The following is a 13088-nucleotide window of genomic DNA, read 5'->3' on the forward strand; positions in this document are numbered from 1 at the left end:
CTCGAACCCCTCGCCGATCAGCCCGACGGAGACCGTGACTACTACCGCCTCCTCCACCACCAGCCATCACCTCTCGCCCGCCTTCCCCGGCCGCGCCCCCTGGGGCACCGCGAGCAAGCTGCGCGCCTGGCAGCAGGGCGCGATGGAGAAGTACGTACAGGAGCAGCCCCGCGACTTCCTCGCGGTCGCCACGCCCGGCGCCGGCAAGACCACCTTCGCGCTGACGCTCGCCTCCTGGCTGCTGCACCACCACGTCGTGCAGCAGCTGACCGTCGTCGCGCCCACCGAGCATCTGAAGAAGCAGTGGGCGGAGGCCGCGGCCCGGATAGGGATCAAGCTGGACCCGGAGTACAGCGCCGGGCCCCTCGGGCGGGAGTACCACGGCGTCGCCGTCACCTACGCGGGTGTCGGCGTGCGGCCGATGCTGCACCGCAACCGCTGCGAGCAGCGCAAGACGCTGGTCATCCTCGATGAGATCCACCACGCGGGCGACTCCAAGTCCTGGGGCGAGGCGTGCCTGGAGGCGTTCGAGCCGGCGACCCGCCGGCTCGCGCTGACCGGCACCCCCTTCCGGTCCGACACCAACCCCATCCCCTTCGTCGCCTACGAGGAGGGGAACGACGGCATCCGGCGGTCGGCCGCCGACTACACGTACGGATACGGCGGCGCCCTGAACGACGGCGTCGTCCGGCCGGTCATCTTCCTCTCCTACAGCGGCAACATGCGCTGGCGGACCAAGGCGGGCGACGAACTCGAGGCCCGGCTGGGCGAGCCGATGACCAAGGACGCCGTCTCGCAGGCCTGGCGCACCGCGCTCGACCCGCGCGGCGACTGGATGCCGAACGTGCTGCGCGCCGCCGACCAGCGGCTCACCGAGGTCCGCAAGTCCATCCCGGACGCGGGCGCGCTCGTCATCGCGACCGACCAGGACTCGGCGCGCGCCTACGCCAAGCTGATCCGCGAGATCACGGGCACCAAGGCCACGATCGTGCTGTCCGACGACTCGGGCGCCTCACAGCGCATCGAGGACTTCAGCCACTCGGAAGACCGCTGGATGGTCGCGGTCCGCATGGTGTCGGAGGGCGTGGACGTGCCGCGCCTGGCCGTCGGCGTCTACGCCACCACCATCTCCACCCCGCTGTTCTTCGCGCAGGCCGTCGGCCGCTTCGTGCGGTCCCGGCGGCGCGGCGAGACCGCCTCCGTCTTCCTGCCCACCATCCCCATGCTGCTCGGCTTCGCGAACGAGATGGAGGTCGAGCGCGACCACGTCCTCGACAAGCCCAAGAAGGAGGGCGAGGAGGAGGACCCGTACGCCGAGGAGGAGAAGCTCCTTCAGGAGGCCGAGAAGCAGCAGGACGAGGACACGGGCGAGCAGGACATGCTGCCCTTCGAGGCGCTGGAGTCGGACGCGGTCTTCGACCGGGTGCTCTACGACGGCGCCGAGTTCGGCATGCAGGCGCACCCGGGGAGCGCGGAGGAGCAGGACTACCTGGGCATCCCCGGGCTCCTGGAGCCCGACCAGGTGCAGCTGCTGCTCCAGCGGCGGCAGGCGCGGCAGATCGCGCACAGCCGCAAGAAGCCGGACGCCGAGGCTGATCTGCTCGAACTCCCGGCGGAGCGGCGGCCGGTGGTCACGCACAAGGAGCTGCTCGAACTGCGCAAGGAGCTCAACTCCTTGGTCGGGGCGTACGTCCACCAGAGCGGCAAGCCGCACGGGGTGATCCACACCGAGCTGCGCCGGGTGTGCGGCGGGCCGCCGAGCGCGGAGGCGACGGCCGGGCAGCTCCGGGAGCGGATCAAGAAGGTCCGGGAGTGGGCCACGCGGATGAGGTGACGGCGTATGCCTGCGGCAGGGCGGAAGGGTTTCTCCGTAAGCCCTTCCGCCTTGCCGTGGGCCGCGTCGGGCCTGGCCTTTTTCCGCCCGTCAAACCAGGGCAAACGCCCACCGTCCCGGCGTATGCGAGGCGCTCCGCCCGGCAGCCTCGCTCGGATTCTGGACAAACTCTTCCGCTCAGCGGACCGGCTCGCTACCGTTCCGGCCAACGCACACGCCCCGTGGCAGTGCCGCCGCGGAGCGCAGCCGGTGTGCGACCACGACCGGCGGCCTCTGGCGCGCCGTCGTCGGGACCGGCGGCGCCCCACCGCGAAGAGCCGCCACTCATACGGAGGAGGGGGCGTCGTGACCGCGGAGACCTCACAGACGCTCGACCGGGGACTACGCGTCCTCAAACTGCTCGCCGACACCGACCACGGGCTGACCGTGACCGAGCTGTCCAACAAGCTCGGCGTCAACCGCACCGTGGTGTACCGCCTGCTGGCCACGCTCGAGCAGCACTCCCTCGTACGCCGCGACATCGGCGGCCGCGCGCGGGTCGGGCTCGGCGTGCTCCAGCTCGGCCGCCAGGTCCATCCGCTGCTGCGGGAGGCGGCGCTGCCCGCGCTGCGCGCCCTCGCCGACGACATCGGCGCCACCGCGCACCTCACCCTGGTCGACAGCACGGAGGCGCTGGCCGTCGCGGTCGTCGAGCCGACCTGGACCGACTACCACGTCGCCTACCGGGCCGGCTTCCGGCACCCCCTGGACCGCGGCGCCGCGGGGCGGGCGATCCTGGCCGCCCGCTCGGGCCGTGACGGCGACCCCGGCTATGTGCTCACCCACGGCGAGCTGGAGGCGGGCGCGAGCGGCGCGGCCGCTCCGTTGGTCGGGGTGACCGGGATCGAGGGCAGCGTCGGGGTGGTGATGCTCTGCGACGCGGTGCCGGAGCGGGTGGGGCCGCGGGTGGTGGACGCGGCGCGCGAGGTCGCGGACGCCCTGCGCTGACACCGGGCGGCGCCCTGTCCTGAGACCGGGCGGCGGCCTGTCCCGACACCGGGCGGCGCCCTGCGCTGAGCCGGGGTGGCGCGCCCCGCACCCCGCCGGTCAACTAGATTCACACCCATGCCTGCCGTCTCCCCGCGCGCCCGGATCCTCGCGATCTGCTCCGCGCCCGTCCTCGCCCTTCTCGCGGTCGCCGCCTTCGCGCCGCTGCCCTTCTCGGTGGCGGAGCCCGGCACGACCGTGAACGTCCTCGGCTCCGACCACGGCGGGCCGGTCATCAAGATCTCCAAGGCGATGCCCCGCAAGACCACCGGCCAGCTGAGGATGACGACGATCGCGGCGACCGGGCCGGACGCCACGGTCCGGCTCAAGGACGTCATCAGCGGCTGGTTCGAGACCGACCGTGCCGTGATGCCGCGCGACTCCGTCTACCCCGTCGGCAAGACGACCAAGGAGATCGAGGCGCACAACGCCGCGGAGATGGAGAAGTCCCAGGACACGGCCACCAGCGCGGCCCTCGGCTATCTCCATCTCTCCTCCAAGGACGTCAAGGTGCGGCTGCGCCTCGCGGACGTGGGCGGCCCGAGCGCCGGGCTGCTCTTCTCCCTCGGCATCGTCGACAAGCTCGACGGCGACGGCCGCGGCGGCGACCTGACCGGCGGCCGTACGATCGCGGGCACCGGCACGATCACGGCGGACGGCAAGGTCGGCGCGGTGGGCGGGGTCGCGCTCAAGACCCAGGCGGCCAAGCGGGACGGGGCGACGGTCTTCCTGGTCCCGAGGGCGGAGTGCGCGGACGCCAAGGCCGAGCTCCCCCAGGGGCTGCGGCTGATCCCCGTCACCACGCTCAAGGGCGCGGTGAACTCGCTGGTGGCGCTTCAGTCGGGCCACAGGGTGCCGAGGTGCTGAGGCGCTGAGCTGCTGAGCGGCTGCTGTGGAGTCATGGCTGCTGGTCGGCGTGCCGATACCCGCCGCCCTCTTGGCCCGTGTGTGGCCGGACCCGGGCTGGCGGTCCTGCCTGCGGCATCTGGTGGTGATCGTGGACGGGCGGGCCGGCGTGTTGACGGAGGTGAGCGAGGAGGGGCGTACGCGCCTGACGGACAAGGACGGCTCCCCGCACGCTCCTCCCGTGGGGCCGGTGACCGTGCCGCCCCCGCTCTGCTGCCGGACGCGCGTCACCACGTCACCCCTGGGCACCGACGGCACGCATGTGGGCCTGCGGGTCTCCCGGGACCGTAGCACCGGGCGGTTCCGCTACCAGCGCATCGACGGCGCTGACGGCGTCGACGGGTGATCGATCTGCCGCCCGGCTCGAAGGGCCCGTGGGGCGTGGGACCCCGCGGGTCACGGGCCCTGAGGGAGATCTCCGAGGACACGGCGCGCCGGCTGCTCGCGGCCGCGGCCACCTCGCAGGCGGCCCTGACCACCGCCGTCCAGTCGCTGCTGCCGGAGGTGGGCCACCCGCTGCTGCTCCGCGGAATCGTCGGGTTCGTTCAGGCGGCGGCCTCGGGGATCCGCACCCGGCACAAGATCCTGTCGCGGCTCAGGAAGGTGGGGCCGGGGACGGGTACCTGACCGGCCAGGGGCGGGGCGTCGCGAGGCGCAGGCCCACCTCGACCAGCGTCCAGCCGAGACGGCTCCGCAGCCGACGGGGGCGGTGGAGCGGGCGCGGCCGGTGCGATGAGCGGGCGCGCAGGGCCTCGCGGCGCAGCCGCTCGGCCCGGATGCGGTGCAGCCGCAGATGGATGTCGTCGCCGTACATGGTTGTTCCCCCCAGGGGTCGGTCAGTCCTCGTCGCGCGGGAAGGCGTGCAGATGGACGCGGACGCGGGCCGAGTCCTCGGTGTCCCGGCCCACTTCCTTCTCGCGATAGCTCTCGATCACCTCGTGCACCTTGTCGCGCATCTCGGCGGCGAGCTCAGGGGTGAGCCGGATGGTGAAGTCACTGATGTCCCAGGCGCGGCGCCATTCCTCGGGCCAGTCGCGCCAGGTGCCGAGCCAGGTGGACAGCTCTTGGCCGTGGGTGGTGGCGAGCTCGTACAGCATGGTGCTCATCGCGCCGCGCAGGGACGGGTCGGCGTCGCGCAGCAGCTCGTCGGTACCCATGCGGATGCCGCGCTGTGCGCTCTTCCACCACCGCTCGCGCCCCTTGCCGCGCTCCGGGTCTTCCACGACGAAGCCGTAGGTGGCCAGCTGCCGCAGGTGGTAGCTGGTGGCGCCGCTGGACTCGTCGAGCCGGTTGGCGAGTTGGGAGGCGGTGGCCGGTCCGTACTCGCGCAGCGCGTCGAGCAGGCGCATCCGCAGGGGATGTGCGAGTCCGCGCAGGGAGCGGGCGTCGAGCACCCGTACGTCGTCGGGCACCGGCTTCTCGTTCTCGGCCATGGTGGCAGCGTAAGCATGCAAAGATTCCGTTGCAAGGATTTATTTGCAACGGAATCTTTGGAGGGCCGGCCGGAAGAGCCGGTCAGTCCTCCGCTGCCTGCCGGACCAGAGGGATGATCCGCAGCGGCACCGGGTTCTCCATCACGATCGTCGTCGAGGCCCGCACGATGCCCTCGAATCCCACCACCCGGTCGATCACCCGCTGGAGATCGGCGTTGGAGCGGGCGACCAGGCGGCAGAGCATGTCGCCATGGCCGGTGGTGGTGTGCAGTTCGAGCACCTCGGGGACGGTCGCCAGATGGCTGCGTACGTCCGGGCCCTGGCCCTGCTTGATCTCCAGCGTCGCGAAGGCGGTGACCGGATAGCCGATCGCCGCCGGGTCCACCTCCGGCCCGAAGCCCCGGATCACGCCCTGGGCCAGCAGCCGGTCGAGCCGTGCCTGGGCCGTGCCGCGCGCGACGCCGAGCCGGCGGGACGCCTCCAGCACCCCGATCCGGGGCTCCTCGGCGAGCAGCGCGATCAGCCGGGCGTCGAGCCGGTCGATTCCCAAGATGGTCCTCCTGGCCTGTCGGGAGTGTGAGGATGGTCACTGTGTACAGAATGCCCGGCCAATCGCGGAATCCGTTACACGGATTGTCCAGTAGATCAGCAAACTGTTGCGCACCCTGAGTCATGGAGTCACGGTGAACACATGACTGAGACGCTGGATCACACCCTGGCCGCCACGGGAGAAGGCGCGCGTCGGGCGGACCCCTTCCCGGTGAAGGGGATGGACGCGGTCGTCTTCGCCGTCGGCAATGCCAAGCAGGCCGCGCACTACTACTCCACCGCGTTCGGCATGAAGCTCGTCGCCTACGCGGGGCCCGAGAACGGCAGCCGGGAGAGCGCGAGCTATGTCCTGGTCTCCGGCGGCGCCCGCTTCGTGTTCACCTCCGTCATCAAGCCCGCCACCGCCTGGGGCACCTTCCTCGCCGAGCATGTCGCGGCCCACGGGGACGGCGTGGTCGACCTGGCCATCGAGGTGCCGGACGCGCGCGCCGCGTACGCCTACGCCACCGCCCACGGCGCCACCGGCATCGAGGAGCCGCACGAGGTCGAGGACGAGTACGGCACCGTGGTGCTCGCCTCCATCGCCACCTACGGCGACACCCGCCACACCCTCGTCGAACGCTCCGGCTACACCGGCCCCTACCTCCCCGGCTTCGCCCCCGCCGACCCGCTGGTCGAGCCGCCCCGTCACCGTAACTTCCAGGCCATCGACCACTGCGTCGGCAATGTCGAGCTGGGCCGGATGGACGAGTGGGTGGCCTTCTACAACGGCGTCATGGGCTTCACCAACATGAAGGAGTTCGTGGGCGACGACATCGCCACCGAGTACTCCGCGCTGATGTCGAAGGTCGTCGCGGACGGCACCCGCAAGGTGAAGTTCCCGCTCAACGAGCCGGCCGCCGGCAAGAAGAAGTCCCAGATCGACGAGTATCTGGAGTTCTACGGCGGCCCCGGTGTGCAGCACATCGCGCTCGCCACCAACGACATCGTGGCGACCGTACGCGCCATGCGCGCGGCCGGTGTCCGGTTCCTGGACACCCCCGACTCGTACTACGACACACTCGGCGAGTGGGTCGGCGAGACCCGGGTGCCCCTGGAGACGCTGCGCGAGCTGAAGATCCTCGCCGACCGCGACGAGGACGGCTACCTGCTCCAGATCTTCACCAAGCCGGTGCAGGACCGGCCGACCGTCTTCTTCGAACTGATCGAGCGGCACGGCTCGATGGGCTTCGGGAAGGGCAACTTCAAGGCACTTTTCGAGGCGATCGAGCGGGAACAGGCCAGGCGCGGCAATCTCTGACTGCGCGAAAGTACTAACTAAAGCTGTTACGAACTTCGGACCGTCTACACTCGGCGCGTTGCTATCCATTACAACGCCGCGTGGTGTATGGGGAGTTGTCGAGGTTCGAATGGCGCAAGACGTGCAGGACATGTACGCCAAAGGGCGGCTGACCAGGAATAAGTTCGCCCTGGGTGGAGGGAAGGCGGCCGCGTCGGGCGCGCTGGGAGTGCTTGCTGTCCCGGTGCCCGACGCGGCCGACGCGGTGGAGGGCCAGATGGGTGCCGTCGAGGGCGGCACGCGGGACCTGCCCGCCCTGACGGCTCAGGAACAGCCCTAGGGCCCGTCGCCCGGGCATCCGCCGAAACGCCCGCTCCCGGACCCACCCGCCGCGCCGATCTTCCCTCCCGGACGGCCGGGTGCGAGTCTGGAGCCATGGCTGATCTGATCGAGATGCTGCGGGAGGGCCTCCCCTCCGAGGCCGTCGTGACCGACCCCGACGTGACGAGCTCGTACGCCAACGACATGGCGAGCTTCTGCGAGGCGGGCACCCCGGCCGTCGTCGTCCTCCCGCGCAGCGTCGAGCAGGTGCAGCATGTGATGCGCACCGCGGCCCTCCTGCGCGTCCCGGTCGTCCCCCAGGGGGCGCGTACGGGTCTGTCGGGGGCCGCCAACGCCTCCGACGGCTGCATCGTCCTCTCCCTGATCAAGATGGACCGGATCCTGGAGATCAACCCGGTGGACCGGATCGCGGTCGTCGAGCCGGGCGTGGTCAACGCTGTCCTGTCGCGCGCCGTCATGGAGCGCGGCCTCTACTACCCGCCGGACCCGTCCAGTTGGGAACAGTGCACCATCGGCGGCAACATCGGCACCGCCTCCGGCGGCCTGTGCTGTGTGAAGTACGGCGTCACCGCCGAATATGTGCTGGGCCTGGACGTCGTGCTCGCCGACGGCCGGCTGCTGAAGACGGGCCGCCGCACCGCCAAGGGCGTCGCCGGTTACGACATGACCCGGCTGTTCGTCGGCTCCGAGGGCAGCCTCGGCATCGTCGTCCGCGCCGTGCTCGCCCTCAAGCCCGCCCCGCCCGAGCAGCTCGTCCTCGCCGCGGAGTTCCCCTCCACCGCGGCCGCCAGCGACGCCATCTGCCAGATCATGGAGCGCGGGCACACCCCCTCGCTGCTCGAACTCATGGACCGCACCAGCGTCCGCGCGGTCAACGCCATGGCCAACATGGGCCTGCCGGACTCCACCGAGGCCCTGCTCCTGGCCGCCTTCGACACCCCGGACCCCGCCGCCGACCTCGCCGCCGTCGGCGAGCTGTGCACCGCCGCGGGCGCCACCGAGGTCGTCCCCGCCGAGGACGCGGCCGAGTCCGACCTGCTGCTCCAGGCCCGTCGGCTGACCCTCCCGGCCCTGGAGGCGGTCAAGGGCGTCACGATGATCGACGACGTCTGTGTGCCGCGCTCCCGGCTCGCCGCCATGATCGACGGGACCGCCGCCATCGCCGAGAAGTACGCCCTGACCATCGGCGTCGTCGCCCACGCCGGTGACGGCAACACCCACCCGACCGTCTGCTTCGACGCCACCGACCCGGACGAGTCGCGGCGCGCGCGGGAGTCCTTCGACGAGATCATGGCGCTGGGGCTCGAACTGGGCGGCACGATCACGGGGGAGCACGGGGTGGGGGTGCTCAAGCGCGAGTGGCTGGCGCGGGAACTGGGCCCGGTGGGGGTGGAGTTGCAGCGCGGCATCAAGCAGGTCTTCGACCCGCTGGGCCTGCTGAATCCGGGCAAGCTGTTCGTGTGAGGTCAGCGCTGTCGCGGCGCGGGCGGGGCCGCGCCCGCGCCCACGCGCGCGAATATCCTTCGCTTCGGAAGCCGGGCGGATCTAGCATGCGTCGCGATGACGAGCCTGACCGAGAACATTCGCCCCTTCCATATCGATATCCCCCAAGCCGACCTGGACGATCTGCACGAGCGACTCGATCGCACGCGTTGGCCCGATGAACTCCCGGGAGTGGGCTGGGCGTACGGCATCCCGCGCGACTATCTGCGGGAGCTCGTACGGTACTGGCGCCACACCTACGACTGGGGCGCCGCCGAGGCCCGACTGAACGAGTGGCCGCAGTTCACCACCACGATCGACGGGGCGAACATCCACTTCGCCCACATCCGCTCACCCGAACCGGACGCCACCCCGCTGATCATGACGCATGGCTGGCCGGGCTCCTTCGCCGAATTCACCCAGGTCGCAGGCCCGCTCACCGACCCGAGAGCCCACGGCGCCGACCCCTCCGAGGCGTTCCATCTGGTGTTGCCGAGCATCCCGGGCTTCACCTTCTCAGGACCGACACACGACACCGGCTGGGAGTACCACCGGGTGGCCGCCGCGTTCGCCGAACTCATGGAGCGCCTCGGCTACCGGCGATACGGCACACAGGGCGGCGACTGGGGTTCCGCGATCTCCCGCGAAATCGGCCGCCTCCACCCCGACCGCGTCATCGGCGTCCACCTCAACCTCATTCCCGGCTCCTCCGCCGGCGAGGAACCCGACCCCGCCCACCTGGCCACCCTCGCCCCGGCCGAACGCGCCCGCACCCTCGCCTCCTGGGAACTGCACCAGCGGTGGGCCCGCGACCGCCAGGGCTACGCCGACATCCAGTCCACCCGCCCCCAGACCCTGGCCTACGGGCTCACCGACTCACCGGTCGGTCAGCTCGCCTGGATCGCCGAGAAGTTCAAGGAGTGGACCGACTCCCGCGACAGCCCCGAAGACGCCGTCGACCGCGACCAGCTCCTCACGGACGTCATGCTCTACTGGCTCACCGGCACCGCCGGGTCCTCCAGCCGCATCTACTACGAGCGCGCCCACTCCCCCTACTGGGGCGCGCCCCCGGAGCCCTCCACCACCCCGACCGCCCTCGCTGTCTTCCCCCGCGAGAACTTCATTCCGCTGCGGCATATCGCGGAGCGGACGAACAACATCGTGCGGTGGACGGAGTACGACCGGGGCGGGCATTTCCCGGCGATGGAACAGCCGGACCTGCTGGTCGCGGACATCCGCGCGTTCTTCCGCGACCTCGGCCGATGAGCGGTGCGGCAGCCCGGAGCCCGCGCTGCCGTTCACCCCAGATCGGACATGTCGAGTACGAAGCGGTAGCGCACATCGTTGCGCCGGAGACGGTCGAGGGCCTCGTTCACCTGCGATGAGGGGAGCACCTCGATGTCGGCGGTGATGCCGTGTGCGGCGCAGAAGTCGAGCATGGCGGCGGTCGCGAGCCTGCCGCCGCTGCCCGCGGAGCTGAGTTTCTTGCGCCCCACGAGCAGGTCGGTGGTCTCCACGGTGACGGGTCCGAGGTGTCCCAGGTGGCTGAGTGTTCCGTCCATGGCGACCAGGCCCAGGTAAGGGCCGAGGTCGTGCGGGGCGGAGATGGTGTCGATGACAACGTCGAACCGGTCGCGGGCGTCAGCCATCTGCTCCGGGTCCGTGGAGACGATGAGACCGTGGGCGCCGAGCCGGCGAGCGTCGTCGCCCTTGTCCGCTGAGCGGCTGATAACCGAGGTGTCGGCGCCGAGCGCCACGGCGATCTTGACCGCGAGATGGCCCAGACCGCCCAGTCCCGCCACGGCGACGCGGGTCCCCGGCCCCACACCGAGGGCGTGCAGCGGTTCCCAGACGCCCGTCGTAGGTCAGGGTCGGGAAGGCTCGGCAGAAGTTCTCCTGATCGGCCCGGCACATGGCGCCGGGCCTCAGCCCTTGACGGCCTCTGCGATCTGTAGGGCGGCCTGGGCGGGTGTGAGGTGCGTGGTGTCGACGACCTCGGCCTCGTCGTGGAGCCATGTGCGGGCCGCCTCGGCGTAGGGCTCGAGGTATTGGAGACGGAACGGGGAGTTGGGGCCGACGACGGTGTCGCCCGCGATGCGCCCGCGGAGGGTGTCCTGGTCGGCGTGGAGGACGAAGTGCCTGATCGGGATGGCGTGTTGGGCGAGGCCCGCGCTGATCTCGCGCCAGTACTCCTCGACCAGGACGGTCATGGGCATCACCAGGGTGCCGCCGGTGTAGTCGAGCACGCGGCGGGCGGTCTCGACGACGAGCGGCCGCCACGGCGGCCAGTTCTGGAAGTTGTCCGTCACGGGCAGCCCCGGCGTGATGTTCATGAGTGTCTCGCCGACCTTCTCGGCGTCGAACACCCGTGAATCCGGGATCAGCTGCTGCACGAGCGCACTGGTCGTCGTCTTGCCTGCGCCGTGGGTGCCATTGAGCCATACGATCATGGGCCCCAACGCTAGCGCCGTGCGGGCGCCGACGCTGTGGATCGCCTGTATTCGAACGTATGGTCGAGTGCCCGGTCTGCGCGCAGCGCACCGACGCGGGATGTGTCAGCGCCACGGGGTCGGGTACTCGCCTCCAGAACCCGGACATATGTCACCCCGACCGCTGGACGGAATCATGACCGACCTCCCCGATGACAACACCGTTTCCGCCACCCAACACGCCCTCGGCGAACTGGCGGCCGCCCGCGCGGACGATTCGGCGCTGGACACCCTTGCCAACAGCGAAGTGCTGCTCCCTGCCGCCGATGCCACAGAGGACACGGACCCAGGGGCCGTGACCCTGCCCGTGCTCGAACAGGAAGACGGCGCCCAGCTCGTGCCGGTCTTCACCACCCCGGACCGCATGCACCAGGCCCTGCCGCAGATCCACCGCTACCACCGGGTGCCGCTGGGCGCCCTGGCCCAGGGCTGGCCCTCCGACGAGCTCTCGCTGACCATCGACGCGGGCGCGCCGGAAGAGGTGACCCTCACGGGCGGTGGCGTACGGACCCTGCTGACGCGTCCCGCTGGGTGAGCGGGGACGGGCACACCGGCCCTTCGCTTCAGTGGCGGGCATAGTGCTGGGCCACTGCGTGGAACGCTTCCTTCGGTTCCCAGTGCCAGCGGGGCGTCGCGTCCTCGAAGGTCTTCCAGATCGGCTTGACGATGCCGTAGCTCGCCAGGTCGAGGTCGTAGCGCGGGCTGGCCCGGTGCGGGTTGTCGGGTGCGACGAATTGGTACACCAAGGCCGCGTAGAGGTTCATGGACTCGAAGACATCGAGCAGGTCGGTGAGGTACGTGGCCTGCGTCCGCTCGCTGCGCACCGGATCGCCGATGATCTCCGGGGGATCCTTGTCGTAGTCGACCACGTACCAGCCCATGCCGCCCTGCTCCGGGGCGCCCTTGAAGGTGCAGGTGCCGAACTCGGAGATGACGACCGGTTTGCGCCGGCGCAGGAACGGCGTGAGCTCGCGGACGTAGTCGGCCCGGTCCGGGAAGTATGAGTAGTAGTTGACGCTGACGATGTCGAACAGGTCCCAGTCGACCTCTTCGTCCTGCGCCGCGCCGTACGTCATCCGGCCCTTGAAGACGGACCTGCCGACCTTCGCGGCCCGCGCGGTGAACTCGCGCAGCCGGCGCACCATCTTCTCGGGGTCGAAGTTTCCGCTGAGCATGTTCTTGACGCGCTCAAGCGCGTTGTCACCCGGCACGATGCCCGGGACGAACAGCACGAACTCGGCGCCCACGCTGAGATGGACCCGCGCGCCCTGGCGCCGCAGGTGCTCGGCGTGCCTGCCGGTCTCCGCCAAGTGGTCGAGGATGTCCTGATGGGAGACGTCCGCCAGGCGCGGCTGGAGCCAGATATGCAGCCCGCGCTCCGCCGCCTCCGAAGAGGTGGCCTTGAGCCGGTCGATACCGGTGCCGAAGACCGAGACGGAACTGGCGTGCAGCTCGTCTCCGATGGTCCGGATGTCCTTGCGCATCCTCGCGGCGCTCCAGCTGGTCGCCGGTGTGTCGCCGTCGATGACCTCGTACGACACGCCCCGGTAGGTCAGGCCGGCCGGGCTGCGGCGACTGCGCGCCTCGGCCCGGCCCGGTGTCAGCAGCGCCCCCGCCGCACCCGACGCCGTTACGGCCCCCACGGCCCCCGCCCCCGCCAGAAAACGCGCCCGGCTGATTCCCTTGCTCCGCACTGTGTCTCCCCCTGGTGTCCGGGCCCGCTGTCTGCGACCCATCACCAGTTTCGG

At 70.7% G+C, this 13088-nt stretch carries 15 protein-coding genes and 1 pseudogene; 10 read left to right on the forward strand and 6 right to left on the reverse strand.

Features of this window, described 5'->3' with window-relative positions; genetic code table 11:
- Positions 1–34 precede the first annotated feature (34 nt).
- The 5 genes from ACH4S9_RS00595 to ACH4S9_RS00615 all read left to right on the forward strand — a co-directional run bounded on the left by ACH4S9_RS00595 (position 35) and on the right by ACH4S9_RS00615 (position 4393).
- The gene (locus tag ACH4S9_RS00595) at positions 35–1834 is read left to right on the forward strand and encodes a DEAD/DEAH box helicase (protein ID WP_311727343.1); all 1800 of its coding nucleotides are present in this window, start codon (positions 35–37) and stop codon (positions 1832–1834) included.
- Between the two features lie 345 nt (positions 1835–2179).
- Positions 2180–2821: a helix-turn-helix domain-containing protein gene (locus tag ACH4S9_RS00600; RefSeq protein WP_311727342.1), complete on the forward strand. Its 642-nt coding sequence runs from the start codon at positions 2180–2182 to the stop codon at positions 2819–2821.
- A gap of 117 nt (positions 2822–2938) precedes the next feature.
- The gene (locus tag ACH4S9_RS00605) at positions 2939–3727 is read left to right on the forward strand and encodes a S16 family serine protease (protein ID WP_311727341.1); all 789 of its coding nucleotides are present in this window, start codon (positions 2939–2941) and stop codon (positions 3725–3727) included.
- A gap of 25 nt (positions 3728–3752) precedes the next feature.
- Positions 3753–4112: a hypothetical protein gene (locus tag ACH4S9_RS00610; protein ID WP_398368931.1), complete on the forward strand. Its 360-nt coding sequence runs from the start codon at positions 3753–3755 to the stop codon at positions 4110–4112.
- A gap of 35 nt (positions 4113–4147) precedes the next feature.
- Positions 4148–4393, forward strand: coding sequence for a hypothetical protein (locus tag ACH4S9_RS00615; protein ID WP_398368933.1), 246 nt, complete (start codon positions 4148–4150; stop codon positions 4391–4393).
- On the opposite strand, the gene ACH4S9_RS00620 is transcribed toward ACH4S9_RS00615, so the two are convergent.
- From ACH4S9_RS00620 to ACH4S9_RS00630, 3 genes are all read right to left on the reverse strand, one after another.
- Entirely contained in the window at positions 4362–4580 is a 219-nt protein-coding gene (locus ACH4S9_RS00620; RefSeq protein WP_385340315.1) for a hypothetical protein, read from the reverse strand. The genes ACH4S9_RS00615 and ACH4S9_RS00620 overlap by 32 nt on opposite strands.
- Before the next feature lie 22 nt (positions 4581–4602).
- Positions 4603–5199: a helix-turn-helix domain-containing protein gene (locus ACH4S9_RS00625; protein WP_398368935.1), complete on the reverse strand. Its 597-nt coding sequence runs from the start codon at positions 5197–5199 to the stop codon at positions 4603–4605.
- Between the two features lie 82 nt (positions 5200–5281).
- The gene (locus ACH4S9_RS00630) at positions 5282–5749 is read right to left on the reverse strand and encodes an Lrp/AsnC family transcriptional regulator (RefSeq protein ID WP_311727337.1); all 468 of its coding nucleotides are present in this window, start codon (positions 5747–5749) and stop codon (positions 5282–5284) included.
- A 141-nt stretch (positions 5750–5890) separates the two neighbouring features.
- On the opposite strand from ACH4S9_RS00630, the gene hppD reads away from it, so the two are divergent.
- The 4 genes from hppD to ACH4S9_RS00650 all read left to right on the forward strand — a co-directional run bounded on the left by hppD (position 5891) and on the right by ACH4S9_RS00650 (position 10117).
- Positions 5891–7048 carry a 4-hydroxyphenylpyruvate dioxygenase gene (gene hppD, locus ACH4S9_RS00635; RefSeq protein WP_385340319.1) on the forward strand — a complete coding sequence of 386 codons (1158 nt, stop codon included), beginning with the start codon at positions 5891–5893 and terminating at the stop codon, positions 7046–7048.
- A gap of 109 nt (positions 7049–7157) precedes the next feature.
- Entirely contained in the window at positions 7158–7367 is a 210-nt protein-coding gene (locus ACH4S9_RS00640; protein ID WP_398368938.1) for a hypothetical protein, read from the forward strand.
- Positions 7368–7462: 95 nt separating this feature from the next.
- Positions 7463–8833: an FAD-binding oxidoreductase gene (locus tag ACH4S9_RS00645; RefSeq protein WP_398368940.1), complete on the forward strand. Its 1371-nt coding sequence runs from the start codon at positions 7463–7465 to the stop codon at positions 8831–8833.
- A 96-nt stretch (positions 8834–8929) separates the two neighbouring features.
- Entirely contained in the window at positions 8930–10117 is a 1188-nt protein-coding gene (locus ACH4S9_RS00650; protein WP_398368942.1) for an epoxide hydrolase family protein, read from the forward strand.
- 32 nt (positions 10118–10149) lie between these two features.
- Here the strand turns inward: ACH4S9_RS00650 and ACH4S9_RS00655 are convergent.
- Together ACH4S9_RS00655 and ACH4S9_RS00660 are read right to left on the reverse strand one after the other, a co-directional pair.
- Positions 10150–10768, reverse strand: a pseudogene (locus ACH4S9_RS00655) (zinc-binding dehydrogenase); the annotation flags it as partial.
- An 8-nt stretch (positions 10769–10776) separates the two neighbouring features.
- A complete protein-coding gene (locus tag ACH4S9_RS00660) occupies positions 10777–11301 on the reverse strand; it encodes an AAA family ATPase (RefSeq protein ID WP_311727332.1) in 525 nt (174 codons plus the stop codon).
- A gap of 175 nt (positions 11302–11476) precedes the next feature.
- Between ACH4S9_RS00660 and ACH4S9_RS00665 the strand changes: the two genes are divergently transcribed.
- Entirely contained in the window at positions 11477–11875 is a 399-nt protein-coding gene (locus ACH4S9_RS00665; RefSeq protein ID WP_311727331.1) for an SseB family protein, read from the forward strand.
- A gap of 28 nt (positions 11876–11903) precedes the next feature.
- Here the strand turns inward: ACH4S9_RS00665 and ACH4S9_RS00670 are convergent, their stop codons facing one another.
- Positions 11904–13076 carry an abortive phage infection protein gene (locus ACH4S9_RS00670; RefSeq protein ID WP_385340326.1) on the reverse strand — a complete coding sequence of 391 codons (1173 nt, stop codon included), beginning with the start codon at positions 13074–13076 and terminating at the stop codon, positions 11904–11906.
- Between the last annotated feature and the right edge of the window lie 12 nt (positions 13077–13088).

Origin of the sequence: Streptomyces sp. NPDC021225, from assembly GCF_044332865.1 — a bacterium.
Lineage (GTDB): Bacteria > Actinomycetota > Actinomycetes > Streptomycetales > Streptomycetaceae > Streptomyces.

What these genes read in the sequence shown, in the direction of transcription:
- ACH4S9_RS00605 (WP_311727341.1), top strand. Translation starts at nt 2,939, where the DNA reads ATGCCTGCCGTCTCCCCGCGCGCCCGGATCCTCGCGATCTGCTCCGCG.
- ACH4S9_RS00620 (WP_385340315.1), bottom strand. Translation starts at nt 4,580, where the DNA reads ATGTACGGCGACGACATCCATCTGCGGCTGCACCGCATCCGGGCCGAG.
- ACH4S9_RS00625 (WP_398368935.1), bottom strand. Translation starts at nt 5,199, where the DNA reads ATGGCCGAGAACGAGAAGCCGGTGCCCGACGACGTACGGGTGCTCGAC.
- hppD (WP_385340319.1), top strand. Translation starts at nt 5,891, where the DNA reads ATGACTGAGACGCTGGATCACACCCTGGCCGCCACGGGAGAAGGCGCG.
- ACH4S9_RS00640 (WP_398368938.1), top strand. Translation starts at nt 7,158, where the DNA reads ATGGCGCAAGACGTGCAGGACATGTACGCCAAAGGGCGGCTGACCAGG.
- ACH4S9_RS00645 (WP_398368940.1), top strand. Translation starts at nt 7,463, where the DNA reads ATGGCTGATCTGATCGAGATGCTGCGGGAGGGCCTCCCCTCCGAGGCC.
- ACH4S9_RS00650 (WP_398368942.1), top strand. Translation starts at nt 8,930, where the DNA reads ATGACGAGCCTGACCGAGAACATTCGCCCCTTCCATATCGATATCCCC.
- ACH4S9_RS00660 (WP_311727332.1), bottom strand. Translation starts at nt 11,301, where the DNA reads ATGATCGTATGGCTCAATGGCACCCACGGCGCAGGCAAGACGACGACC.
- ACH4S9_RS00665 (WP_311727331.1), top strand. Translation starts at nt 11,477, where the DNA reads ATGACCGACCTCCCCGATGACAACACCGTTTCCGCCACCCAACACGCC.
- ACH4S9_RS00670 (WP_385340326.1), bottom strand. Translation starts at nt 13,076, where the DNA reads ATGGGTCGCAGACAGCGGGCCCGGACACCAGGGGGAGACACAGTGCGG.